The sequence below is a fragment of the Noviherbaspirillum sp. L7-7A genome (genome assembly GCF_019052805.1).
Lineage (GTDB): Bacteria > Pseudomonadota > Gammaproteobacteria > Burkholderiales > Burkholderiaceae_D > Noviherbaspirillum_A.
On sequence record NZ_JAHQRJ010000001.1, the window covers coordinates 2,963,991 to 2,988,679 of the forward strand.

The 24,689-nt window shown below is 65.7% G+C and carries 21 protein-coding genes; 12 read left to right on the forward strand and 9 right to left on the reverse strand.

Annotated elements, in window-relative coordinates:
* Nucleotides 1-10: 10 nt before the first annotated feature.
* Genes KTQ42_RS13520 through KTQ42_RS13530 form a run of 3 tightly spaced genes read left to right on the forward strand, consistent with a single transcriptional unit; the run spans nucleotide 11 to nucleotide 1,963 of the window.
* Nucleotides 11-949, forward strand: coding sequence for a DMT family transporter (locus tag KTQ42_RS13520; RefSeq protein WP_217345968.1), 939 nt, complete (start codon nucleotides 11-13; stop codon nucleotides 947-949).
* A 9-nt stretch (nucleotides 950-958) separates the two neighbouring features.
* Nucleotides 959-1,804: a sulfurtransferase gene (locus tag KTQ42_RS13525; RefSeq protein WP_217345969.1), complete on the forward strand. Its 846-nt coding sequence runs from the start codon at nucleotides 959-961 to the stop codon at nucleotides 1,802-1,804.
* 15 nt (nucleotides 1,805-1,819) lie between these two features.
* Nucleotides 1,820-1,963 carry a hypothetical protein gene (locus KTQ42_RS13530; protein ID WP_217345970.1) on the forward strand — a complete coding sequence of 48 codons (144 nt, stop codon included), beginning with the start codon at nucleotides 1,820-1,822 and terminating at the stop codon, nucleotides 1,961-1,963.
* A gap of 549 nt (nucleotides 1,964-2,512) precedes the next feature.
* Here the strand turns inward: KTQ42_RS13530 and KTQ42_RS13535 are convergent.
* From KTQ42_RS13535 to polA, 3 genes are all read right to left on the reverse strand, one after another.
* Nucleotides 2,513-3,202, reverse strand: a complete 690-nt coding sequence (locus tag KTQ42_RS13535) for a ZIP family metal transporter (protein WP_249222755.1) — start codon at nucleotides 3,200-3,202, stop codon at nucleotides 2,513-2,515.
* A gap of 196 nt (nucleotides 3,203-3,398) precedes the next feature.
* A complete protein-coding gene (locus KTQ42_RS13540; RefSeq protein ID WP_217345971.1) occupies nucleotides 3,399-4,283 on the reverse strand; it encodes a dienelactone hydrolase family protein in 885 nt (294 codons plus the stop codon).
* A 133-nt stretch (nucleotides 4,284-4,416) separates the two neighbouring features.
* On the reverse strand, nucleotides 4,417-7,194 hold the full coding sequence (gene polA / locus KTQ42_RS13545) for a DNA polymerase I (RefSeq protein WP_217345972.1): 2,778 nt from the start codon (nucleotides 7,192-7,194) through the stop codon (nucleotides 4,417-4,419).
* Between polA and KTQ42_RS13550 the strand changes: the two genes are divergently transcribed.
* The 5 genes from KTQ42_RS13550 to lysM all read left to right on the forward strand — a co-directional run bounded on the left by KTQ42_RS13550 (nucleotide 7,195) and on the right by lysM (nucleotide 10,903).
* Entirely contained in the window at nucleotides 7,195-7,932 is a 738-nt protein-coding gene (locus KTQ42_RS13550; RefSeq protein ID WP_217345973.1) for a TIGR00730 family Rossman fold protein, read from the forward strand.
* A 127-nt stretch (nucleotides 7,933-8,059) separates the two neighbouring features.
* Nucleotides 8,060-8,470, forward strand: a complete 411-nt coding sequence (locus tag KTQ42_RS13555; protein ID WP_217345974.1) for a hypothetical protein — start codon at nucleotides 8,060-8,062, stop codon at nucleotides 8,468-8,470.
* Nucleotides 8,471-8,543: 73 nt separating this feature from the next.
* The gene (locus tag KTQ42_RS13560) at nucleotides 8,544-9,500 is read left to right on the forward strand and encodes a homoserine kinase (RefSeq protein WP_217345976.1); all 957 of its coding nucleotides are present in this window, start codon (nucleotides 8,544-8,546) and stop codon (nucleotides 9,498-9,500) included.
* Nucleotides 9,500-10,267 carry a BPSS1780 family membrane protein gene (locus tag KTQ42_RS13565; protein WP_217345977.1) on the forward strand — a complete coding sequence of 256 codons (768 nt, stop codon included), beginning with the start codon at nucleotides 9,500-9,502 and terminating at the stop codon, nucleotides 10,265-10,267. The genes KTQ42_RS13560 and KTQ42_RS13565 overlap by 1 nt, the downstream gene beginning before the upstream one ends.
* Before the next feature lie 114 nt (nucleotides 10,268-10,381).
* Nucleotides 10,382-10,903, forward strand: coding sequence for a peptidoglycan-binding protein LysM (gene lysM / locus KTQ42_RS13570; protein WP_217345978.1), 522 nt, complete (start codon nucleotides 10,382-10,384; stop codon nucleotides 10,901-10,903).
* 84 nt (nucleotides 10,904-10,987) lie between these two features.
* Here lysM and KTQ42_RS13575 read toward each other — a convergent pair whose 3' ends face one another.
* Entirely contained in the window at nucleotides 10,988-11,491 is a 504-nt protein-coding gene (locus KTQ42_RS13575; RefSeq protein ID WP_217345979.1) for an adenylyltransferase/cytidyltransferase family protein, read from the reverse strand.
* Nucleotides 11,491-12,348 (reverse strand): ferritin-like domain-containing protein, encoded by an 858-nt coding sequence (locus tag KTQ42_RS13580; RefSeq protein ID WP_217345980.1) that lies wholly within the window; start codon nucleotides 12,346-12,348, stop codon nucleotides 11,491-11,493. Before KTQ42_RS13580 ends, KTQ42_RS13575 begins: the two co-directional genes overlap by 1 nt.
* A 349-nt stretch (nucleotides 12,349-12,697) precedes the next feature.
* On the opposite strand from KTQ42_RS13580, the gene KTQ42_RS13585 reads away from it, so the two are divergent.
* A complete protein-coding gene (locus KTQ42_RS13585; protein WP_217345981.1) occupies nucleotides 12,698-13,261 on the forward strand; it encodes a glutathione peroxidase in 564 nt (187 codons plus the stop codon).
* A gap of 43 nt (nucleotides 13,262-13,304) precedes the next feature.
* Here the strand turns inward: KTQ42_RS13585 and pstS are convergent, their stop codons facing one another.
* Nucleotides 13,305-14,345: a phosphate ABC transporter substrate-binding protein PstS gene (gene pstS / locus KTQ42_RS13590; protein WP_217345982.1), complete on the reverse strand. Its 1,041-nt coding sequence runs from the start codon at nucleotides 14,343-14,345 to the stop codon at nucleotides 13,305-13,307.
* Nucleotides 14,346-14,606: 261 nt separating this feature from the next.
* Here pstS and KTQ42_RS13595 point away from each other — a divergent pair, with 261 nt between their 5' ends.
* The 3 genes from KTQ42_RS13595 to KTQ42_RS13605 all read left to right on the forward strand — a co-directional run bounded on the left by KTQ42_RS13595 (nucleotide 14,607) and on the right by KTQ42_RS13605 (nucleotide 17,249).
* Complete coding sequence (locus tag KTQ42_RS13595) at nucleotides 14,607-14,969, forward strand: hypothetical protein (RefSeq protein WP_217345983.1); 363 nt, start codon at nucleotides 14,607-14,609, stop codon at nucleotides 14,967-14,969.
* A 93-nt stretch (nucleotides 14,970-15,062) separates the two neighbouring features.
* Entirely contained in the window at nucleotides 15,063-16,592 is a 1,530-nt protein-coding gene (locus tag KTQ42_RS13600) for a CYTH and CHAD domain-containing protein (RefSeq protein WP_217345984.1), read from the forward strand.
* Between the two features lie 237 nt (nucleotides 16,593-16,829).
* A complete protein-coding gene (locus KTQ42_RS13605) occupies nucleotides 16,830-17,249 on the forward strand; it encodes a hypothetical protein (protein WP_217345985.1) in 420 nt (139 codons plus the stop codon).
* A gap of 35 nt (nucleotides 17,250-17,284) precedes the next feature.
* On the opposite strand, the gene KTQ42_RS13610 is transcribed toward KTQ42_RS13605, so the two are convergent.
* The 3 genes from KTQ42_RS13610 to KTQ42_RS13620 are packed head-to-tail and all read right to left on the reverse strand — an operon-like array spanning nucleotide 17,285 to nucleotide 24,665.
* On the reverse strand, nucleotides 17,285-20,707 hold the full coding sequence (locus tag KTQ42_RS13610; protein ID WP_217345986.1) for a CHASE domain-containing protein: 3,423 nt from the start codon (nucleotides 20,705-20,707) through the stop codon (nucleotides 17,285-17,287).
* Nucleotides 20,704-21,288: a 3'-5' exonuclease gene (locus tag KTQ42_RS13615; RefSeq protein ID WP_217346963.1), complete on the reverse strand. Its 585-nt coding sequence runs from the start codon at nucleotides 21,286-21,288 to the stop codon at nucleotides 20,704-20,706. Before KTQ42_RS13615 ends, KTQ42_RS13610 begins: the two co-directional genes overlap by 4 nt.
* The gene (locus KTQ42_RS13620) at nucleotides 21,288-24,665 is read right to left on the reverse strand and encodes a PAS domain-containing protein (protein WP_217345987.1); all 3,378 of its coding nucleotides are present in this window, start codon (nucleotides 24,663-24,665) and stop codon (nucleotides 21,288-21,290) included. Before KTQ42_RS13620 ends, KTQ42_RS13615 begins: the two co-directional genes overlap by 1 nt.
* Between the last annotated feature and the right edge of the window lie 24 nt (nucleotides 24,666-24,689).

Sequence of the window (24,689 nt, forward strand, 5' to 3'; positions counted from 1 at the left end):
GGCCTGAGTCATGCAGTCGCTCTGGATGCTGCTGGCCAGCTTTCTCTTCGCCGCCATGGGCGTTTGCGTGAAGCTGGCCGCCGAGCTCTACACCACTTCCGAGATCGTGATGTACCGCGGCATGATGGGCGCGGGCATGCTGTTCGTGCTGAGCCGCCTGCGCGGCGACAGCATGCGCACGCCCTTGCCGTGGGCGCACCTGACCCGCGGCGTGATCGGCGTCACCGCGCTGTGGCTGTGGTTCTATGCGATCGGACGGCTGCCGCTGGCCATGTCGATGACCTTAAACAGCATGGCGCCGATCTGGATCGCCGCCATCCTTCTGGGCGCGGCATGGTGGCGCGGCCAGGGCCGGCTGGAATGGGGCTGCGCGCTTGCGGTCATGGCCAGCTTCGGCGGCGTCACCCTGCTCTTGCAGCCGTCGATGCAGGCCAGCCAGTGGTTTGCCGCCTGCGTCGCGCTGGTGTCGAGCGTGATCAGCGCGCTGGCCTATCTGCAGGTAAGAAAGCTCGGCCAGCTTGGCGAGCCGGAATACCGGGTGGTGTTTTATTTCTCCGTCACCGGCGCCCTTGCCGGCGCACTCGGCAGCCTCGCCACGCCGTGGATAGCGCCCGGACAGCTTGCCTGGCACGGTCATACGGCGCACGGCTTGTTGCTGCTGGCTGGCGTGGGCCTGTGCGCCACGGTGGCCCAGATGGCGATGACACGCGCCTACCGGCTCGGCCATCCGCTGGTGACGGCCAATCTGCAGTACACCGGCATCGTGTTTTCCAGCATCTGGGGCATTCTGCTGTGGAGCGATGCGCTGGGCTGGATGGGCTGGGCCGGCATTGCCATCATCCTGGCCAGCGGCAGCGCCGCCACCTTCTATAATTCCCGCGGCCGGCCGGTGCCGGCGCCAACGACAGTCCCGGCAGCCGGTGTCAGAGCGGTCGCCGCCAAATCCTAGGAGTCCAGCATGGCCTATACCACCCTGATTTCAGCCGACGATCTGGCGCAGCATTACACGCAAGCTAACTGGGTCGTGCTGGACTGCCGGCACGACCTGGCCAATCCGCAGGCCGGCAGGCAGGCCTATGACGCCGGCCATATCCAAGGCGCGCAGTTCGCCTCGCTCGACCATGACCTGGCCGACCATGCGCGCGGCCAAAACGGCGCCTTTCGCGGCCGGCATCCATTGCCGGATCCCGATGTCTTCGTCGACACGCTGCGTCGCTGGGGCGTCAGTGATGACACTCAGGTCGTTGCCTATGACGCCCAGGGTGGCATGTTCGCCGCCCGCCTGTGGTGGATGCTGCGCTGGGTAGGCCATGAAGCCGTGGCGGTGCTGGACGGCGGCCTGCCGGTCTGGACGGCGCAGGGCATGCCCGTATCCACCGAACCGTTCACGCCGTCGCGCGGCAATCTGCAGCGTCGTGATGCGCTGGTGCGCAGCGTAAGCGCCGACGACATTTTGACCCGGCAGGGCCTGAGCGTGCTGGACGCGCGCGCGCCGGACCGCTTCCGTGGCGAGAACGAAACCCTGGACCCGGTTGGCGGCCATATCCCGGGCGCGAAGAACCGCTTCTTCAAGGACAACCTGCAGGCCGACGGCCGCTTCAAGCCGGCCGCGCAACTGCGCCAGGAACTGGGCGCGCTGGTGGCCTCGCCGGCATCGGCGGTGATGCAGTGCGGCTCGGGCGTGACCGCCTGCCATAACTTGCTGGCGCTGGAGGTGGCGGGCATGCCGGGCGCGGCGCTGTATCCGGGATCATGGAGCGAATGGTGTTCGGACCCGGCGCGGCCGGTGGCGACCGGCGACTGACGGAGGGAGAGGGACATGCTGTACGTGCAGCGGTCGCGGTTCACGCAGCCACAGTTGCCGTTGCCGTTGCCGTTGCCGTTGCCGTTGCCGTTGCCGTTGCCGTTGCCGTTGGTTTTGAAGTGGCCGTTGCCGTTGCCGTTGCCGTTGCCGTTGCCGTGAAATCCCGTTGAGCGCGCCGTGACGGCGATGCCTGAAGCGGATAAGGTGCGGCGTCTGTCTGAGCGCAACGAAGTGGAGCGAGTTTAGCCGCGCCCCGCTTCAGGCATCGCCGTCACGGGGACCCCGCGCAGCGGGGCGCGATCACCGGGTCGCCTTTTCTTGCCTACTTCTTTTGGCGAAGCAAAAGAAGTAGGTCGCCTGCCGGGGCGAACACCCGGCCTGGTCATGACGGCAGTGCAGTGGCGTTGTTTTATCAGGCGTGAAGACGTCACTGCGAAGCAGCAGTTGCAGTTTGCTTGAAAACATCAACGTCAACACCGACAGTGCTGCCCGTGCCTTGCCAGGTGACGCAATGCGCCTGCACTGCCGTGGAAACAAGCCGGGAGTCCGTCCCGGCGGCCGGGTCACTTTTTTGCTCCGCCAAAAAAGTAACCAAAAAAGGCGGCCCCGATGATCGCGCCCCGCTGCCGCGGGGTGCCCGTGTCAGCGGGATTTCACGGCAACGGCAACGGCAACGGTCGCTGCGCGTACGTCAAAAGCAATGCCCACTCAATGCCCATGCATCTGCGTCTGACTGGTCAGAAACAGCACCAGCCCTACTCCCAGCGTAATGAGCACCACCTGAGGTATGGTTTCCCGCACCGTGGCCCGCCGCTGCATCTGCGGCATCAGGTCGCTGACGGCGATGTAAATGAAGCCAGAGGAGGCAAATACCAGCACATACGGTATCGCCTCCATGCCGCGCTCCAGGGTGAAATAGCCCACCAGCCCGCCGACGATGGCCATCAGGCTGCACAGCAGGTTGTAGACATAGGCACGGGCGCGCGAAAAGCCGGCGTTGAGCAGCACGATGAAGTCGCCGATTTCCTGCGGGATTTCATGGGCGATGATGGCGATGCCGGTGACCAGGCCCAGCTTGGGGTCGGCCAGGAAGGCGGCGGCGATCAGGATGCCGTCGGTGAAGTTGTGCAGGCCGTCGCCGACCAGGATCATCCAGCCGGCCTTGCCCGCCTCGTGCGCATCGTGGCCATGGGCATGGCCGTGGCCGTCGCCCTCGTAGTGATGGGAATGGCGCAGGATGGCCATCTTCTCCAGCAGGAAAAAGCCGAGCAGGCCGGCCAGCAGCGTGGCGAACAGGGTGTGCGGGTCGGCCTTGGACTCGAATGCCTCGGGCAGCGCATGCAGCAGCGAGGTCGACAGCAGAATGCCGACCGACAGGCTGACCATGCGGTCAACCATCTTGGCCAGCAGCGAAAACGAGAAGACGGCGGCCGCCGAAATGCTGATGACACCAGCAATGGTGGTGGCAAGCAGTATCGAGAGCAGCGTGGGATTGATTTTGAACCTCGGCGGGATGAGACGCGGAATTAAAGCACAGCGGCCGGGATTCGGCAAACCCGGCCGCTGCCTTCAGCGCGATCCGCTCAAGCCGGACTTACGCCACGCCATGCTGGCGCAACCATGCCAGGCAGCGTTTCCAGCCATCCTTTGCATCCGCCTCCACATAGCTGGGACGGTAATCCGCATGGAAGGCATGCCCGGAATCGGGATAGACCACGAAAGCGGACTTGCTGCCGGCTTCGGCCAGCGCGGCCTTCATCTGCTCCACCGATGCCAGCGGTATGCCGGCATCCTTGCCGCCATACAGGCCCAGCACCGGCGCCTTCAGCGCATCGGCGATGTCGACCGGATGGCGCGGCGTGTTGGCGGTCTTGTCGCCGACCAGGCGGCCGTACCAGGCTACGCCCGCCTTGACCGCTGGATTGTGTGCACTGTAGAGCCAGGTGATGCGGCCACCCCAGCAAAAGCCGGTGATGCCCAGCCTGTGCGTGTCGCCGCCATGGGCGCCGGCCCAGGCCGCTACTGCATCGAGATCCGTCATCACTTGCTGGTCTGGCACCTTGTTGACAACCTCCCGCATCAGGTCGGTGATGGCCGGATAAGCTGCCGGATCACCCTGACGCACGTACAGGTCCGGTGCCAGCGCCAGGTAGCCTTCTTTGGCGAAGCGGCGGGCAACGTCGGCGATGTGTTCATGCACGCCAAAGATCTCGGAAATCACCAGTATCACCGGCAGATTGGACTTGCCTTCGGGTTGTGCCCGATACACCGGCACGTCCTGGCCGTTGACCCTGACCATCACCGTGCCTGCCTGCAGGCCGCTGGCGTCGGTCTTGATCTGGGTTTGCGCGCAGACCGGCAGCACCGCGGCGGCAAAGCCGGTGCCGAGCGTGGTCTTGATGAAGTCGCGGCGATTCATGCTGCCGGAAAGCGGCGTTGCGGGAATGAGGCTATCCAGTTCTTGCTTGATGCGGTCCATCGATGTGCTCCATGTGCAATGTGAAGTGATGCGATTGAAGATTGAATCGGGCGCCATTGAAAAAAGCCCTGCTCGCATCGGATGCGGGCAGGGCTGGCCATGATATTGGCAATCCCGAATCGCTGCAGCGGCTTCAGTGCGCCTGTTCCCAGTTAGGACCCACACCCACTTCGGCCACCAGCGGCACTTTCAGTACCGCCACGCCAGCCATTAGTTCCGGCAGCTTCGTCTTCACCCGCTCCAGTTCCTCCTCCCGCACTTCCAGCACCAGTTCGTCATGCACCTGCATGACCATCAGCGAGGACATCTTCTCGGCTTCCAGCCAGTCCTGCACCGCGACCATCGACAGCTTGATCAGGTCGGCCGCGGTGCCCTGCATCGGCGCATTGATCGCGGCGCGCTCGGCGCCCTGGCGGCGCGGGCCGTTGGGCGAATTGATTTCGGGCAGCCACAGGCGGCGGCCGAACACGGTTTCGACATAGCCGTCGCGCTTGGCGCGGGTGCGGGTCTCGTCCATGAAGCGCTTCACGCCGACGAAGCGCTGGAAATACTTCTCGATATACATCTGCGCCGCGGCCCGCTCCACGCCCAGGTTGCTGGCCAGGCCGAAGGCGCTCATGCCGTAGATCAGGCCGAAGTTGATCACCTTGGCATAGCGGCGCTGTTCGCTGCCGACCTCGGCCGGCGGCAGCGCGAAGATCTCGGCGGCGGTGGCGCGGTGGATGTCCTCGCCTTCGGCAAAGGCGCGCAGCATCGCCTCGTCGTCCGACAGATGGGCCATGATGCGCAGCTCGATCTGGGAATAGTCGGCCGACACGATCACGCTGCCGGGCGGCGCGATGAAGGCTTCGCGGATGCGCCGGCCCTCTGCCGTGCGGATCGGGATGTTCTGCAGGTTCGGTTCGTTCGACGACAGCCGGCCCGTTACCGCCACCGCCTGCGCATAGTTGGTATGCACCCGGCCGGTGCCGGGATTGAGCATCCTGGGCAGCTTGTCGGTATAGGTCGACTTCAGCTTGGACAGGCTGCGGTAGTCCAGGAGCACCTTGGGCAGCGGATAGTCCTCGGCCAGCTTCTGCAGCACTTCCTCGTCGGTGGAAGGCGTGCCGGACGGCGTCTTCTTCACCACCGGGAGCTTGAGCTTGTCGAAGAAGATTTCGCCGATCTGCTTGGGGGAGTTCAGGTTGAACGGCTGGCCGGCAAGCTCATAGGCCTGGCGCTCGATCTCGAGCATGCGCCGGCCCAGTTCGTTCGATTGCGTCGCCAGCAGCTCGCAGTCGATCAGCACGCCGTTGCGCTCGACCTTCTGCAGCACGAAGGAAGTGGGCAGCTCGATCTTTTCGTAGATATAGGTCAGTTGCTCGCTCTCGGCCACATGCGGCCACATCGCCTGGTGCAGCTGCAGGGTCACGTCGGCATCCTCGGCCGCGTATTCGGTGGCGCGGTCCAGCGCGACCTGGTCGAAGCAGATCTGCGAGGCGCCCTTGCCGCAGACATCGGTGAAGCTGATGGTCTTGCGCTCCAGGTGGCGCAGCGCCAGGCTGTCCATGTCGTGGTTGCGATGCGACTCGAACACATAGGACTGCAGCAGGGTGTCATGCACCACGCCGCGCAGCGTGACGCCATGGTTGGCGAAGATGTGGCTGTCGTACTTCATGTTCTGGCCCAGCTTGGGCTTGTCCGGGCTTTCCAGCCAGGCCCGCATGCGCGACAGCACATGCTCGCGGCCCAGCTGTTGCGGCGCATCCTGATAGCGGTGCGCCAGCGGGATATAGGCCGCCAGGCCCGGCTCGCAGCACAGCGAGATGCCGACCATCTCGGCGCGCATCGGCTCCAGCGAGGTGGTCTCGGTGTCGAGCGAGGTCAGCGGCGCGGCGTCGATGATGGCCAGCCACTTGTCGAGTTGCTCGTCGGTCAGCACGGTTTCATACACGGTCTGGACCGGCGGTGTTGGCGCCCTGGTGCCCGTGCCCGCCTCGGCTGCGGCGACGGCGGCCGAAGCCGGTGCATCGAACAGGCCGCCCTGCCCTTCGCCGGCCTGGGCGCCCAGCTCGGCGCTGAGCTCGCGCATCCAGGTCTTGAAGCCATAGCGCTTGAAGAAGTCCAGCAGCGCCACCTTGTCTTCCGGCTTTTGCGCCAGGTCGTCGGGGAAGGTCACGAGCTGTTCGACCAGGTCGCAGTCGGTCTTGACCGTCACCAGCACCCGCGCCTGCGGCAGCCAGCCGAGCGCGGCGCGCAGGTTCTCGCCCACCGCGCCGCTGACCTTGGCGGCGTTGTCGATCACGCCATCCAGCGAGCCGTATTGCGCAATCCATTTGGCCGCCGTCTTGGGGCCGACCTTGGACACGCCGGGCACGTTGTCCACCGTATCGCCCACCAGCGACAGATAGTCGACGATGCGCTCCGGCGGCACGCCGAACTTGGCGATCACGGCGTCTCGGTCCAGGGTCTCATTGCTCATGGTGTTGATCAGCGTGACATCGTCATTGACCAGCTGCGCCAGGTCCTTGTCGCCGGTGGACACCACCACCTTCATGCCATGTTTCACCGCATCGACCGACAGGGTGCCGATCACGTCGTCCGCCTCGATGCCTTCGATCATCAGGATAGGCCAGCCCATGGCGCGCACCGCTTCATGGATCGGCTCGATCTGGCGCGCCAGGTCTTCCGGCATGGAGGCGCGGTTGGCCTTGTACTCGGGGTAGAGATCGTCGCGGAAAGTCTTGCCTTTTGCGTCGAAAATACAGGCAATGTATGCTGCCGGGTAATCATTGCGCAGGCGGCGCAGCATGTTGATGATGCCGTAGATGGCGCCGGTCGGCGCGCCCTGCGCGTTGCGCAGGTCGGGCAAGGCATGAAACGCGCGATACAGATAGCTCGAGCCATCAACCAACAACAGGGTTTTGTTCATATGAGAGCAGACAGGAAAAATGTGCCGCAGTTGCGGCAGGTGACCAACAGGGCGCGCGCAACCTCGCAGAAGGCCAGCGAGTCGTGGCAAATGTTCACGATTATGTCAGAGTTTGTCGAGTCGGCAGAACGGCTGTCTGAACTGCGCCCGGCGGTTTCGATGTTCGGCTCGGCCCGGATTGCGCCGGACGACCCGATGTATGCGGTGGCGGTGGATATCGCCCGCCGGCTGTCCGACGAAGGCTTCGCGGTGATCTCCGGCGGCGGCCCCGGCATCATGGAAGCGGCCAACAAGGGCGCGTTCGAAGGGCTGTCGCCATCGGTGGGCCTGAACATCCAGCTGCCGCGCGAGCAGACGCCCAACACCTGGCAAAACATTTCCCTGTCCTTCCGCCACTTCTTCGCCCGCAAGGTGGCCTTCGTCAAGCATGCCGACGCCTACGTGGTGCTGCCGGGCGGCTTCGGCACGCTCGACGAGCTGACCGAGGCGCTGGTGCTGATCCAGACCGGCAAGTCGCGCCGCATTCCCATCATCCTGGTCGGCACCAGCTTCTGGCGCGGCCTGCTCGACTGGTTCCGCGAACGCCTGGTTGCCGACGGCATGATCGCGCCGGAAGACATGAACCTTGTGCAGCTGATCGACGAGCCGGCCAATGTGGTGGAGGCGATCTTCGCGTTTTACGAGGCGCAGGAAATGCCTTTGGAAGAAGAGGCCAGTTCCAGCGGCGCCCTGCTGTAGCGTCAAAACCGGCACCGGGGAGGACGACGGGTTTGCTACAATGCGGCCTACCGCGCCATGCCGCATGCCCAAGCCCTTTCCAGGCCGCCGCCGGCTGGCAGCGCAACCAACCTGACCAGCCATTTCCATGCGCACCCCTATCCTGCTGACCGCCCTTCCCCTGGTTTTCGCCGCCGCGATCCCGGCCCATGCCCAACAGCCGCGCGAGCGCGCCGACGTGCCGCCGCCACCGCGCCTGGAACGGCTGGAGGAAGGCGATGCGCCGGCCGTCACCATTCCCGGCGGCGGTCCGGCCGAGAAGTCGATCACCGAAAAGCGCGAGCAGGGTCGTGTTACGGAAGTCGAAGTGCGCACCGGCCGCAGCACCTATGTGGTCAAGCCGATCAATCCGGCCGGCAGCGCGCTGCCGGGCGACGCCCAAACCAGCACCAACCGGGCGCCGCAATTCAAGGTCAAGGAATTCGACCTGCAGCGCCCAGAGGACCTGAAGCCGCAGGCCCAGCCCGCCGCAGCGCCTGCCGCGCCGCCGGCGAAGTAATCCGCCAGACAGGTTAAGCCCATCCCGCCCGCGCCGCCGCGGGCTTTTCACGCAACTCCTACCCTACTTACCCATGGCTGTTTTCACCCCGGTTACCCTAGACGAGATCGCCCCCTGGGCAGCCCAGTACGACATCGGCCAGGTGCGTGCGTTGAAAGGCATTTCCTCGGGCATCGAAAACACCAACTTCTTCCTGAGCGCCGAGCGCGGCGAGTATGTGCTGACGATCTTCGAGAAGCTGACCTTCGAGCAGCTGCCCTTCTATCTCAAGCTGATGCGCCATATCGCCGAGCGCGGCGTGCTGGCGCCGCTGCCGCTGGCCAACCGCGACGGCGAACTGATGGGCACGCTGCACGGCAAGCCGGCTTCCATCGTCACCCGGCTGGAAGGCGCCTGCCAGATGGCGCCGCATCCGGTGCATTGCGCCGAAGTGGGCGCGATGCTGGCGAAGATGCATCTGGCCGCGGCCGACTTCGACATCCGCCAGCCCAACCTGCGCGGCCTGGACTGGTGGAACGAGACCACGCCCATCGTGCTGCCCTACCTGCCCGATGCCGGCCAGCACCTGCTGCGCGCCGAGATGCATTTCCAGGAGACCTTCGCCAGCACCGACGCCGCGCACCGCCTGCCGCGCGGCCCCATCCATGCCGACCTGTTCCGCAACAACGTGATGTTCGACGGCGAGCGCCTGACGGGTTTCTTCGACTTCTACTTCGCCGGCGTCGACACCTGGCTGTTCGATGTGGCCGTCACCGTCAATGACTGGTGCATCGACGAGGTCAGCGGCGCGCTCGACCCGGCCAGGGTGCGCGCCCTGCTGGCGGCCTACCACGCGGTGCGGCCCTTCACCGACGACGAGAAGGATGCCTGGCGGCCGATGCTGCGCGCCGGCGCGCTGCGCTTCTGGCTGTCGCGGCTGTATGACTTCCATCTGCCGCGCGAGGCGGAAATGCTGACGCCGCATGACCCCGGCCATTTCGAGCGCATCCTGCGCGAACGCATCAACCAGCCGGTGCCGCCGCTCTTCTGATGGAAAAATTGCCGGCAGCCACGGGGTGGCAATGGATCAGGCAGGGCTTCGCGCTGTTTCGCAAGCAGCCGGCGGAGATGTCCACGCTGTTTCTGAGCTATATGTTCCTGATGATGATCCTGCCCATCATTCCGGTGGTGGGACAGATATTGCCGCTGTTGCTGATACCGGTGTTCTCCATGGCCTTCATGCAGGCCTGCGTGAAGATCGGGAAGGGCGAGCGGGTCTACCCCAATCTGCTGCTGACCGGCTTTCGTTCCGCCGGATTCTCGCGCCTGCTCTGGCTCGGCCTGCTGTATGTCTGCGCCGCGACACTGGCCATCGGCGCTTCCGCCCTGGTCGATGGCGGCGTGTTCTGGAAGGTGATGGCCGGCAGCGCCAGGGTCGACGCCGAGACCATGCGGCATTCCAATATCCGCCTGGCCATGCTGGTGTCGGGCCTGCTGTATGTCCCGGCCGCGATGGCGTTCTGGTATGCCGCGCCGCTGATTGCCTGGCAAAACATGGGCATCGTCAAGGCGCTGTTCTACAGCTTTCATGCGGTGCGCCGCGCCGGCCGCGCCTTCCTGCTGTACGGCCTGGGCTGGGGCCTGCTGGGCGTGCTGTTTCCGCTGCTGCTCAGCACCATGCTGGGCTGGATCACCGGCTCGCCGACGCTGATGATCGTGGTGCTGCTGCCGCTGTCCATGGTGCTGACAGTGGTGATGTACTGCTCCTTCTATCCCAGCTACACCACGGTATTCGGCGAGCCGTCCGACGCGGCATAATTAATATTTACGCAATGTGCGACATCGCACCGATGGGATAGCAGCCAGCGGTTACCCTGAGCTTTGATTTTTCCCGGCACGGGAAAGCCATTCATCAAAGAAAAGGAGTACGACGTGGGACTTTTATCGTTCGTCAAGGAAGCAGGCCAGAAACTGTTCAATCTCGGCGCCAATGACGCCAAGGCAGCCACCCCGGCCGCCGCGCCTTCTCCGGCCGCGCCGCCGACCCAGGCCGAAGTTGCCGCCCTGAACGATACGGCGGCCAATGCCATCCTCACCTATATCAAGACGCAGAACCTGCCGGTGGAGAACCTGCAGGTGAAGTTCGACGGCGCCAGCGCCACGGCCACCGTGAGCGGCCAGGCCAGGGACCAGGCGACCAGGGAAAAAGTCGTGCTCTGCTGCGGCAACATCCACTCCGTCGAACATGTGGATGACCAGATGACGGTAGCCACGCCGGCGCCGGAAGCCAAGTACTACACCGTGGTCAGCGGCGACACGCTGTCGAAGATCTCCAAGCAGATGTATGGCGATGCCAACAAGTACAACGCCATCTTCGAGGCCAACAAGCCGATGCTGACCAGCCCGGACAAGATCTATCCGGGCCAGATGCTGCGCATTCCGCCGCAGGCCTGATCGCCGCCGGAACGAAAAACGGGGCGCAATGCGTTTATTCGCATTGCGCCCCGCTTCGTTTCACTTCAGCTCAACGTCGACGGTTCAGCCGCGCCTGACCTTTTCCAGCAGCTTGGTGGTGGAGCGGTCATGGCGGAATTCGATCGCCACCGCCTGGCCGCCATAGGCCAGCACGGCCTGGCCTTCCGGGATGGCGGCCATGTCATAGTCGCCGCCCTTCACATAGATGTCGGGACGCGCCAGCAGCACTGTCTCCAGCGCCGTGTCGTCGTCGAAGGGCACGGCCAGGCTCACCGATTCCAGCGCCGAGAGCAGGGCCATGCGGTCTTCACACTGATTGAGCGGCCGGTCGTCGCCCTTGCCCAGGCGCTTGACCGACGCATCGGTATTGACCGCCACCACCAGCGAGGCACCGAGGCTCCTGGCCTGCGCCAGGTAGGTTACATGGCCGCGATGCAGGATATCGAACACGCCATTGGTCAGCACCACCGGCCTGGGCAACCGAGCCACCCGCGCCGCCAGTTCCATCCGGGAGCAGAGCTTGCGCTCGAAATCGGGCGTGGCGGCGGGCAGCGGCGGGACCGGCATCAGGCGTCCTGCGGCGCCGTCTCGGCAGCCAGGCGGCCTGCGACTTCCTTGCGGTAGCGATTCAGTTCCTGAACCGTGGCGAATGGCCGGTCGAACAGCAGCGCCATGTTGTGCAGGATGCGGTCGACCACTTTCTTTTCCCACTCGGCATCGAAGCGGATCTGGTTGTCCAGCCACGCTTCCAGCCATTCCGGGTCCGGCAGGCGGCTCTGCACCGTGTCGTTGGGGAACAGCGCCTGGTTCACGTGCAGGTTGGTCGGATGCAGCGGCTTCTCGGTGCGACGGGCCGACGCCATCAGCACGCCGATCTTCGCGAAAGCGGCGCGCGCCACATCGCCATGCTCGGACAGGGCCTTCTTCATGTAGCGCAGATAGGCGCCGCCATGGCGCGCCTCGTCCTGGCTGATGATCTTGTAGATGTTCTTGATCACCGGCTCGCTGTGCCATTCGGAGGCGCAGCGATACCAGTGATTGAGGCGGATTTCGCCGCAGAAGTGCATCATCAGGGTTTCCAGCGGCGGCGCCGGATCGAACTCGAAGCGCACGTTGTGCAGTTCTTCCTCGGTCGGCACCAGTTCCGGGCGGAAGCGGCGCAGGTATTCCATCAGCACCAGCGAATGCTTCTGCTCCTCGAAAAACCAGACCGACATGAAAGCGCAGAAGTCGCTGTCACCACGGTTGTCACGCAAAAACATTTCCGTTGCCGGCAGCGCGGACCATTCGGTGATCGCATTCATCTTGATGGTCTGCGCCTGCTCGTCAGTCAGCTTGCTGCCATCGAATTGATCCCACGGAATGTCGCGATCCATGCTCCAGCGCACTTGCTCGAGCGATTTAAACAGTTCTGGGTACAACATGAGAAGCTTTCGTTGGATGAATTAAGCCTTTGATTTTACCAATAAATGACCATTTGACGCATCCCGCCAGCACGATTCGTGGCTTTTACTCAACCACCTTTGATGGCGTGTCAAGGATTGTTTCTTTCAATGAGGCAAAATTAATACGCTGAGTAACAAAACACGGCTTTTCTGTAGGGTGCACTACCCCGCAGGGGCATTGCACGGATGGTCGATCAAGCAGGGCGCAAACAATGACATTCCGGTCTGCGGCGATGGTGCAATGCCCTTCGGGTATTGCACCCTAACTGAGGGTCACGACGCGATTCCCATGCCCGGTTTATGATGGCTCTTTCATCGGGAGGCATCCATGGGTTTGCATCGCCTGTTTCTTTGCATCGGCATCGCGCTTGCCAGTGGCCCCGTATTGGCGCAAACGCCGGCGGCGCCGTCCTGCCCGGCGCTGCTGGACCATCAGTTCAAGCGGCTGCAGGACGAGGCGCCGCAAAATCTTTGCCAGTACGCCGGCAAGGTGACGCTGGTGGTCAACACCGCCAGCTATTGCGGTTACACCAGCCAGTACGAAGGCCTGGAAGCGCTGTATGCGAAATACCGCGAGCGCGGCCTGGTTGTGCTGGGATTTCCATCGAATGATTTCGGCGGCCAGGAACCGGGCAACAGCAAGCAGATCGCCGATTTCTGCTTCAACACCTATGGCGTGAAGTTTCCGATGTTCGCCAAGTCCGTGGTGACCGGCAAACAGGCCAATCCGCTGCATGCCCAGCTGGCGGCGGCCACCGGCCAGATGCCGGCCTGGAATTTCCACAAATACCTGGTGGGAAGGGACGGCAAGGTGATCGCCAGCTATCCGAGCCAGGTCACGCCGCAGGACGGCCGGCTGAAGGCGGCGATCGAAAAGGCGCTGGGCTCCTGACCCGAAAAGCGGGCCAGGAGCCCAGCGCCATGGGCAAAACCAGTTACCACATGGCCTTGCCGCTGCCATCCTTGACTTCGCCCTTCCACAGGTCGGCCACCTGCTTCACCACCGCCGGCGGCATGGACACATAGTCCAGCTCGGCGGCCATCGCGCCGCCTTCCCTGTAGGCCCAGTCGAAGAACTTCAGCACGTCGCGGCCCTTGGCCGAGTCGGCCTGGCTGCGGTGCATCAGGATGAAGGAGGCGCCCGTCACCGGCCAGGCATTCCTGCCGGCCTGGTCGGTCAGGACCACGGCCATGCCGGGCGTCCTGGCCCAGTCGGCGTTGGCGGCGGCGGCCTTGAAGGTCTCGTCGTCCGGCTGCACGAACTGGCCGTCACGGTTCTTCAGCTGGACATGGGCGATATTGTTTTTCTTCGCATAGGCATATTCGACATAGCCGATCGCGCCCTTCATCCGCTGCACGTTGGCGGCCACGCCTTCATTACCCTTGCCGCCCACGCCCACCGGCCATTTCACCGCGGTGCCGGCGCCGACCGTGCTCTTGAAGTCCGGGCTGGTCCTGGACAGGTAATCGGTCCACAGGAAGGAGGTGCCGGAACCATCGGCGCGATGCACCACGGTGATTTCGGCGTCAGGCAGCTTCAAGCCGGGGTTCAGCGCCGAGATCTCGGCTGCATTCCACTTGGTGATCTTGCCGAGGTAGATGTCGGCCAGCACCGGGCCGGTCATCTTCAGCTGGCCGGCGGCGATGCCGTCCAGGTTCACCACCGGCACCACGCCGCCCATGATGGCAGGAAACTGCAGCAGGCCTTCCTTGTTCAACTCTTCGGCTGCCAGGGGCATGTCGGAGGCCCCGAAGTCCACGGTCCTGGCCTTGATCTGCTTGATGCCGCCGCCGGAGCCGATCGACTGGTAGTTCAGGCCGGTGCCGGTGGCCTTCTTGTAGGCTTCCGCCCATTTGGCGTAGATCGGATAGGGAAAGGTGGCGCCGGCGCCGGTGATGTCCGCGGCATGCGCAGAAGCGACGAGAACAACAGCGCCGACGGCGACTGCCATGGATTTCCTGATGGCTTTGAACATGATGTATCCCTTGAGTGATGAACAAGCATATTGCGACAAACGAACTGCGCGCACTGTAGCCAAGCACTGTGACAACAGCGTGACAGCGGCGCCCCGGCAGGAACTGGCCGCCAATCGCGCCCCGAGCGGGTTTGCGTCAATGGTTGCAAGGAATCTTTGCCCTTCCAGGCACTCCATCTGGGAAGCCCCGCAAACAGCCGGCCTGGCGCCATCGGCGTCACGGCGCAGGCCCCGGGTCAGACACCAACGGAGGAAAGCACCATGGAAACAGTCAACAACGCGACCGCCGGCAGCGGCGACAACAACAGCCCCGAACAGCAGTTCCGCTATCCCGAGGGCATGAAGGTGTACGGCATGATCATCGACGACCGCATTCCCAGCGCGCTGGTGCGGGTGGGCCTGAATGCGCTGGGCAAGGTCGACGCCGACCTGCTGGTCTTCCTGTGCCTGGAGACCGATGACATCCGCGACCGCACCGACTGGGAAGAACTGGCCAGCGAAATCCGCTTCGGCAATGGCAAGCAGGGCGCGTATGAAGTCAGGCTAGTCAATTCCCATGAACAGCTGATGCATGCATCGCTGAACATGCGGGTGATCCGCCTGCCGGAATACACGGTGATCTGAACGCTGCATGCGTGGCTGGCGGCTTGCGCGCTGCCAACGGGTCCGGCCGTACCGCCGGCTATACTGGCCTTCTCCCTTCGAAGCGGCCGCCCTATGGAAATCGAACTCAAGCTCCTGATCGAGCCCGCGCATGCGCAGGCACTGCGTGACCATCCGCTGCTGACAAAGCATGCCAGCGCGACGCCGACGCTACATCAGATGCACACCACCTATTTCGATACGCCCGACCTGTATTTCAGCCGCCACCGGGCGGCCTTGCGGGTGCGGCATGCCGACAATGCCTGGGTGCAGACGCTCAAGGATGGCAACCAGGTCCAGGGCGGGCTGCACAGCCGCAATGAATGGGAGACCGAGGTCGATGCCGGTACGCCCGACCTGGAGGCGCTGCGGGAAGCCGTCGGCCATGGCAGCCCGTGGTTCGAGCGGCTGGCCGACACAGCGTTGCAGGAGGCGATTGCGCCGGTCTTTTCCAACCGCATCGACCGCACCGCCTGGCTGCTGGATTTCGGCGAGGGCCAGCGGGCTGAGCTGGTGCTGGACCAGGGCGAACTGCGTCGCGGCGAGCAGCGCGAAGCCATCAGCGAAATCGAGCTGGAAGTCAAATCGGGCGACGCCGCGCCGCTGCTGGACTTCGCGCTGGCGCTGCTGCAGGACATTCCCCTGCGCCTGGGCAATGCCAGCAAGAGCGCGCGCGGCTACGCAATGATGCATCCGGCGCCGCCGCCGCTGGTCAAGGCGGGGCCGGTCGAACTGGCCGTCGGGATGACGGTGGAACAGGCGCTCCAGGCCATTGCCGGCAACTGCATTGCGCAGCTGCAGGGCAACGAAGCCGGCGTGATGCAGGGCGGCGACCCGGAGCATGTGCACCAGATGCGGGTCGGGTTGCGCCGGCTGCGTTCGCTGCTGAAGATGTTCGAGGAACTCGCGCCGCTGCCGGCCAGGCTGGACCAGGAACTGCGCTGGCTCGGCGATGAGCTGGGCGCCGCGCGCGACTGGGAAGTGCTGGCGGGCGACACCCTGTCGGACCTGATGCATGAGCAGAACGACGCGCTGCTGCCGCCGCTGCAGCAGGCGGCCCAGGCGCAGGCCGACAGCAATCGCGCCCGCGCCGCGCAGGCGGTGGGTTCGACCCGCTATGCCCGCTTGCTGCTCAAGCTGATCGCCTGGCTGCATGGCGCGCGCTGGCAGCGTGACGCATCCCCCGAACAGCGCGAGGCGCTGTCCGCGCCGGTTGGCCGCTTTGCCCGGCGCGCGCTGAAACAGGGCGAACGGCGGATGAAGCGGCGCGCCCGCAATCTGGCGCATGCCGACGCGCCAACCCGGCACCGGCTGCGGATTGCCGCCAAGCGCATGCGCTATGCCACGGAATTCCTGTCCAGCCTGTATCCGCAACGGCAGGTGCGGCCGTTCGTGCGAGCGCTGACTGCGCTGCAGGACAGCCTGGGCGGGTTGAACGATGCAGCGGTGGCCCAGGGCCTGCTGCGCGAGCTGGCGCAGCGCCAGCCGGCCCAGGGGCTGGCGGCCGGATACGCCTGCGGCCTGATGCAGGCACGCGAGCCGGAGGCACTGCGCAGGCTCTGCAAGCGCTGGAAGAAGCTGCGCCGGGTGCCGCAGCCGGGTTGATGGAACGCACAATGATGACGGCCGTTTCGGGCACGTCATCAGGACGTCATCCAGCCATGATGAAGTCGGGTTTCAATTGCACACGAAGCCGATAAACGTATCATCAAGGCGGTGCAATTCCGCCTGCGTGCCGAACTGGTCGAACTGGTCATGGTCTGTTTCATCAGAACACCCGACGATTGCCGCCGCCGGCGGAACTGTATATATTATTTATACAATTAACTCCGGGAGCGCTTCGTGACAAAAGACCTGAACGACCTGCCTTTACCCACCAGGAAAGCCACCGCGCCCAGGCAGAAGAAGGTCCTGGTGACACTTTCCCCGACCGTGGCCTCGCCCGAAGTGATGCTGCCCGAAGTGGCGCTGGAACAGGCGGCTGCCCCGCTTGCGGCCGCACCGGCCGCCGAAAAGAAGAAGGACAAGCCCAAGGCGAAAAAGCAGAAGCTGGTGCGCGACAGCTTCACGATGCCGGAAGCCGAATATGAAGCGCTGGCCGAGATGAAGAAAACCTGCATCAAGGCCGGCGTGGCGGTGAAGAAGAGCGAATTGCTGCGGGTGGCGGTCTCGCTGCTGCGCAAGATGGATGTTGCCCAGATCGAGCAGGCGCTCGGTACGCTCACCCCGGTCAAGGCTGGCCGTCCCAGCAAGCAGAAATAATCTTCCGGTTCTCCCTCTCGCGCTGGCAATGAGCGTCAGCCGGCGCCGCCGATGACGCTGCGCAGCTTGTCCATGCTGTAGGGCTTGTCGATCAGCGTGGTCGCCATGCCTTCAGGTGCTTCACCCACCATGATCAGCCTCAGCGACGGATAGGCGCCTGCGATGTCGCCTGCCTGATCGCGGTCGGCGACATCGTCGGCCACCAGCAGCATGTCCACCGTGGATTCAGCCAGCGCACGGCGCGCCTGGTCCAGGCTTGCCACGCCGCGCGGCGCATGTCCCAGCAGCGACAGCATGTCGCAAAGAATCTGGCGCGAATCCTCCTGCTGTTCCACCACCAGCACCTGCTGTCCGGTTCGGGATGCCGGCGCCCGCACCTGCGCCAGCGCCTGGCGCACGCAGCGGGCCAGCTGCTCGCGCCGGTAAGGCTTGTTGAGCAGCAGCGGCCCGGCGCCGCCGACGCCCTGCAGCACCGCGCCGCGGGTATGGCCCGAGGCATACAGCACCGCCAGGCCAGGGCGCAGCACCAGCGCTTGCCGCACCATGTCGGGCGTGCGCAGCGGCCCCGGCATCACCACGTCGGTAAATACGAGGTCGGCCGGTACCCCCTGGCGCAGCATGTCGAGCGCGGCTTGGGCGTCGCCGGCGCTGCGAACCCGGTAGCCCAGCTGGCCCAGCATCGTGCAGACCGAATCCCGGACCGCATCGTCGTCCTCGACCACCAGGATGTGCTCGTTGCCGCCCGGCGGCGCCGGACTGGCCGCCTCCAGCACCGCGCTCTCCGGCGCGGTGCTGCGCGGCAGGAACAGGCGGACCGTGGTGCCGGCGCCGGGCACGCCATCGATATCGATATGCCCGCCGCTCTGCGCAACGAAGCCGTAGGCCATCGCCAGCCCCAGGCCGGTGCCGGCGCCCTCGGCCTTGGTCGTGAAGAACGGCTCGAATGCGCGTTCCCGCACTTCCGGCGTGATGCCGGTGCCGCTGTCCTTCATCGCCAGCACGACATAGTCGCCGGCGGCAAGATCGGGCCGGGAACGCAGCTCGCCTGCCGCCAGCGTCAGATTGTCCAGCGTAATGTCGACGCTGCCAACGCCATCCATCGCATCGCGGGCATTGATGGCCAGGTTCAGGATCACGTGCTGCAACTGGTCGCGGTCGACCAGGGTGTTCCACAGCGCCTCGGGCGCATGAATGGCCAGCATGGTCGATTCACCCAGCGCGCCGCGCAGCAGTTCTTCCATGCTCCCGACCAGGCGGGCAAGGTTGACCGCCACCGGCTGCAGCGGCTGGCGCCGGGCGAAGGTCAAGAGGCCCGACGCCAGCCGCGCGCCGCGATCGACCGCGTCCAGCGCGCGTTCCATCCGCCGCGCCATCGGGCCATTGGCCGCCACCTCGCGCTGCATCAGCTGCAGGTAACCGCTGATGATCTGCAGCACGTTGTTGAAGTCATGGGCAATGCCGCCGGTGAGCTTGCCCACCGCTTCCAGCTTCTGCGCATGATGCAGCGCCGCCCGCGCCTCCTCCAGCGAGCATTCGTGCTCGGCGCGCAGGCGCTCGGCCTCGCGCCGGTCGCTGATGTCGCGCACGAAGGCAGTCGCCGCGGTGCCGCCGCCCTCATGCGGCATGGGCGCCAGCGCCAGCTCGACCGGTATCAGGCGGCCGCTGCGATGCAGCGCCATGATTTCCTGGCGGCCGCCGGCGCCATCGCCGCGCTCGATGAAGCGGGCGAAGCTGGCCAGGTGCGCGGCACGCTGCTGCTTGGGGATGATCAGGCCGGCCAGGCTGCGCCCGATCGCTTCATGCGCGCTCCAGCCAAAGGTGCGTTCGGCCTGGACGTTCCAGTCGGTGATGCGCTCGTCCGGGCCGACGGCGATGAAGGCATCGTAGGAGTTTTCCAGGATAACGCGAATGCGCCGCTGCTCCGCCGCGGTGGCGCTATAGGCAACGCGCAGCGCGTCCTCGTTCTGCTTGAGGCGGCTGATGTCGGTGTGGGTGCCGATGGTGCGCAGCGGCCTGCCCTGGGCGTCGCGGCTCACCACCATGCCGCGCGTGAGGATCCACTTCCAGCTGCCGTCGCGGCAGCGCATGCGGATTTCCTGGGCATAGTCCGGCATGGCGCCGGCCACATAGTCGCGCAGCACCTGCACGGCCCTGTCCCTGTCCTGCGGATGCATCAGCCTGGCCCAGCTGGCGACGTTGTCTTCCACCTCGGACTCGGCATAGCCCAGCATTTCCTTCCAGCGCCGCGACAGCACCACTTCACCGGTATGGTTGTTCCAGTCCCAGACACCGTCGCCCGCGCCTTCCAGCGCGTATTGCCAGCGCAGCTGGCTGGCACGCAGGGCGCGCGTCATGCTGCCGGCCAGCGCCAGCGCGCGGCTGCGCCCGCTTGCCAGCAGCCAGACCAGAAGCGACAGCAGCACGCTGATGCCGGCGCCGGCGCCGGCCACGGATAACGGCGCACCGCTGTTGAAGCGCGCATCGAATGCCGGCGTGCTGTCGATGGCCAGCGTCCAGTCGCGGTCTGCGATGCGGATGCGGCGCAGCGCCTGCAATTCGGGCGTGGCCAGTTTCGCAGCATCGGCCGAATCGTAGAGCCGCGCATCCTCGGCCATGCCGGCGCCGTCGAAGATGCGCAGCCGGACGTCGCCGGCGCGTTCTCCCAGCAGGCCCAGCATCAGGTCGTTCATGCGGAACGGCGCGCCGACCCAGGCCACCAGCGCGGCACGGCGCTGCGCGACGGTGTCCAGCGGCAGCTCCCGCCCATAGACCGGCATGTAGACGATCACGCCCGACTGCACATGCGGCTCCTGCTCCTGCACCAGCCGCAGCTTGCCGGTCAGGGCCGCCATGCCGCTGTCGCGCGAGCGTTCCATCGCGTCGCGCCGCGCCGGCTCGGTCAGCATGTCGTAGCCCAGCGCGCGCAGGTTCATCGGCGTGGCCGGCTCGATCTGCTCAATGGCGCTGTAGACCGGCCGTTCACCATCGGGGCGGACCGCATAGTTGCCCACGCCCTGGGCGCGCACCCGCGCCATGTGAGCCTCGCGTTCGCCGGCGGGAATCAGGTTGGCAATGGCAATGCCCTGGATGCCAGGGAAGCTTTCCTCCAGCCGCAGCGTAGCCACGTAACGGGCAAAGTCGGCCCGCTCGGCCATGGCGCGGCTGCCGACGAAGCCCTGGGCGCCGCGCAATACCTGCTCGTAGGTTGCCATGCGCTGCTGCAGCAGGGTCACGATGCGGCGCACCTGGTAATCGAAGTCCTGCTGCCGGCTGCGGGTGGCGGCGCTGCGCGCCTCGTGCCATGCCAGCGCGGTGATCCCGAGGCACAGCAGCAGCACCAGCAAGGGCAGGAGCCAGGACAGCAGCGGCACGCGTGCGGCGCCGGATGACGACGCCACGTCGTCTGCCAGCGCCATGCCGGACTGGGGGGCATTGGCGCGGTCCCGTTCCTGTTTCATCGCGCCTGCCTTGCAGCCCAGGCGCGATAGACGCAAAGCGCCGCATGCGCATCATTGGCGGCATACAGCATCTGGCGTTCGCTCAGCCTGTGGCTGGCCCAGTTGGTGGTAGCGACCCGCTTGGATTTTTCCAGGCGCCGCCCGAGCAGGCCGGCCACCGCCTTCTTCACGCCCATCGCCTCGCGCCTGTTGTGGCGCAGCAGCTGGGCCAGGTCCAGCACGCCGGCGCAATGAATGTCGCATTTCGATGCCAGGCGGCGCAGGTCGTCGCCCAGGCCGAAGCCGGCCTTGACCAAACTTGGCGATGCAAGCACGGCGCGCAGGTCGGCCAGGTCGTCGAGATGGTCGACCTGGTAGAGGAAGCAATGGCTGTCGGTTGCCAGCTGCACCAGGTGCGGGCCGCTGGAGGCTTCGCCACGCACGAAGGTCGGACGCGATTCGGTATCGAAGCCCAGCGCATCGGCGGCTTCCAGCACCCGGCGCGCAGCGGCGCAGCCCGCACTGTCCCTGACCAGCGTGATGCTGGCCGGGTCCAGTCCCGCATACGGCGGCAGCAGGTCGGCGGCGCCGTCCGGCGCCATCACGCGGCGCTCGCATCGGCGGCAACCGCCGCCAGCACGGCGCGCAACTGGCTCAGGTCGTAAGGCTTGGCCAGGGAGCGTGAGCGGATGTTCAGATGGGAGCTGATGGACGCGCCATAACCCGAAGCGAAGATGATCGCCAGCCCCGGCACCATCACCGCGGCCTTCTTGGCCAGCTCCACGCCCGAAATGCCGGGCAGGCTGACATCGGTGAACAGGGTATCGAAGCTGCCAGCCTTGAGCGCCTCCAGCGCCTCTTCGGCGCTGCCCACGCCGGTCACTTCATGCCCCAGCGTGGAGAGCAGCTCGCACACCAGGATGCGGGAATCCTCGTTGTCTTCCACCACCAGGATGCGCAGCGCGCCCTCCTGCCCGGCGGCGTCGGCGCTGGCGGACGGCGCCGGCGCCGCTTCGGATGCGGGCGGCAACGAGGTTGGAGTGGACTGCGGCGGCGGTGGCGGCGCAGCGGTGCGCCCCATTGCCTGCTGCCGGTTGGCGAAGATATGGCGGATCTTGCGCGCCAGGTCGGTGCGCCGGTAAGGCTTGGACAGCAGCTCCACGCCCTCGTCCAGCCGGCCGCCATGCACGATCGCATTCTGCGGATAGCCCGAGGTGAACAGCACGGCGATGTCCGGGATCAGCAGGCGCGCCTGGCGCGCCAGCTCCACGCTGCGCACCGGGCCGGGCATCACCACATCGGTAAACAGCATGTCGATATGCATGCCGCTGCGCAGGATCACCAGCGCGCCTTCGCCATCGTCGGCCTTCAGCACCCGGTAGCCCAGGGTGCTCAGGATGTCGACCACGGTCGACTGCACGTCGGGATCGTCTTCCGCCACCAGGATGGTTTCATTGCCGCCGATGACGGGCCCCGACAGCAGGTCGGGCAAGGCTTCCTTGGCCTGGGTCGAACGCGGCAGGTAGATTCGTATCGTGGTGCCGACGCCGACTTCGCTGTAGATGCGTATGGTGCCGCCGCTCTGGCGCACGAAGCCGTAGGCCATCGACAGGCCAAGGCCGGTGCCCTCGCCTTCCGGCTTGGTGGTGAAGAAAGGCTCGAAGGCCTTTTCCAGCACCGCCGGCGACATGCCGGAGCCGGTGTCGCTGACGGCCAGCATCACGTAGTCGCCGGCCGGCACGGCGTCGGCCGCGCCGAATGCCTGCCCGTCCAGCGCCGCGTTGGCCAGTTCCAGCGTCAGCCGGCCCTCGCCCTGCATCGCGTCGCGGGCATTGATCACCAGGTTCAGGATCACGTTCTCGATCTGGCCGGGGTCGGCCAGTGTGTTCCACAGGTCCGGCTCGACCACGGTACAAACGCTGACCGCCTCGCCCAGCGCGCGCCGCAGCAGGTCGTCCATGTTGCGCACCAGGTCGCCGAGATTGATGACGACCGGCTGCAGCGGCTGGCGGCGGGCGAAAGCCAGCAGCTGCGACGCCAGCTTGGCGCCGCGCAGCACCGCCGCCAGCGCGGTGTCGAGCCGCTTCTGCGCCGCCTGGTTGCCAACCAGCTGTCCCTGCAGCAGCTGCAGGTTGCCGCCGACCACCTGCAGCACATTGTTGAAGTCATGCGCGACGCCGCCGGTGAGCTGGCCGATCGCTTCCATCTTCTGCGCCTGGCGCAACGCATTCTCGGCGTCGGCGCGGCGGCTGATCTCTTCCACCACGCGCTGCTCCAGGGTTTCATTGAGGTCGCGCAGCGTGGCCATGTGCTGGCGCCGGGCGGTGATGTCGGTGAAGGTGCATAGCGCGCCTTCGAGCACGCCGTTGCGGCGCACCGGGTGCGACCGGTATTCCACCGGAAAGCTGCTGCCGTCGACCCGGAAGAACACTTCCTCGTCGACCAGCGCCGATTCGCCGGTGCGGGCGGTACGCAGGATGGGACATTCCTCGGACGCGTAGGGCGTGCCGTCCGGATGGCTGTGGTGGATCAGGTCGTGCAGCGGCTTGCCGATGACCTGCGAGGCCTGGCTGAAGCCCAGCATGCGCATGAAGGCCCGGTTGCAAAGCGTTGTGCGGCCATTGCGGTCGATCGAGTAGAAGCCTTCCTCGGTCGAGTCGAGCAGCAGGCGGATGAATTCATTGCTCTGCTGGATGCGCGTCTCGCTGTCGCGCAGCGCCTGGTCGATGCGCTTCCTGTGGGTGATGTCGAAGGCCACGCCCAGGTAGCGCTTGCGGCCGTCGCGCTCGATCACCTTGCCGCGCCGCGCCAGCCAGCGTTTCTCGCCGTTGTCGGCACGGGTGATTTCGTATTCCGCGTATTCCAGCGGATTGACGTTGCGCGCCAGCTTGGCCGGCCCGACTTCATGCCGGTCCTGCGGGCTGACCATGGCCACCAGCATGCTGCCGGTGAGGGGCACATCGTCCGGCAGCCCCCACAGGCGGCGGTAGGTATCCGAGCACACCAGCTGGTCGGTATCGGGAAACCATTCGAAGCTGCCGATGCCGCCGGCTTCCTGCGCAATGCGCAGCCGCTCGGCATTGGCGGTCTGTTCGGTCACGTCCACGCCCTGCACGAAGATGCCGGTCACGGCGCCGGACGGATCGCGTATCGGCTGGTAGACGAAATCGAGCAGCACGGTGCGTGGCCCGTCGCCGTTGCTGCCGCTCACCTTCAGCTGCATTTCCTTGCCGATGTAGGGTTCGCCGCTGGCATAGACCTGGTCCAGCAGTGTGACGAAGCCCTGCTCCACCACCTCCGGCAGCGCTTCGTGGACCGGCTTGCCGATGATGTCGTCGCGTCCCACAAGATTGCGGTAGGGTGCATTGGCGACGGTAAACACATGGCGCGGGCCGCGCAGCACCGCGGTAAAGCCCGGGGTCTGCTCGAACAGGCTGCGCAGGAACTCGCTCTCGTCGGCGCGCGCATGGCGCTGGGTATCGGCTTCCAGGCGTTCCGCTGCGATCGCCTCATGCAGGCGCCGCACCATGCCGGTGTCGGGGATGGCCGGCGCCTGGGGCGCCGCCACGGTGACAGCGACCAGATAGCCGGCATCGCTGCCTTCGGCGCCTTCCGTACCCAGCGGCGTGTAATGCAGGTCGAATTCCTGCCGGGCCAGGGACAGGTGCTGGCATTGCGGCACGCCAGTCTGGCTGTCGCCGGCTGCCGGCAGCAGTTGCGGCCAGGCGGCCGCGGCCGCCTGGCCGAATGCGTCGGCATCGCGTTCGCCGGCCAGCGCGGCGAAGGCCTGGTTGTAGACCAGCGTATGCTGCGGCCCCCACAGCAACAGCATGGGCAGCGGCGCGTTGCACAGGATGTCGGTTGCGGTGCGCAATACCGGCGACCATGCCTGCTGCGGCCCCAGCGGCGTGGCGGACCAGTCAAAGGCATGCAGGCGCGAACGTGTCGCTTCCGGGTTCAACCGAATAATCGCATTCATTCAGATTCAGGCTTCAGGCCGGGA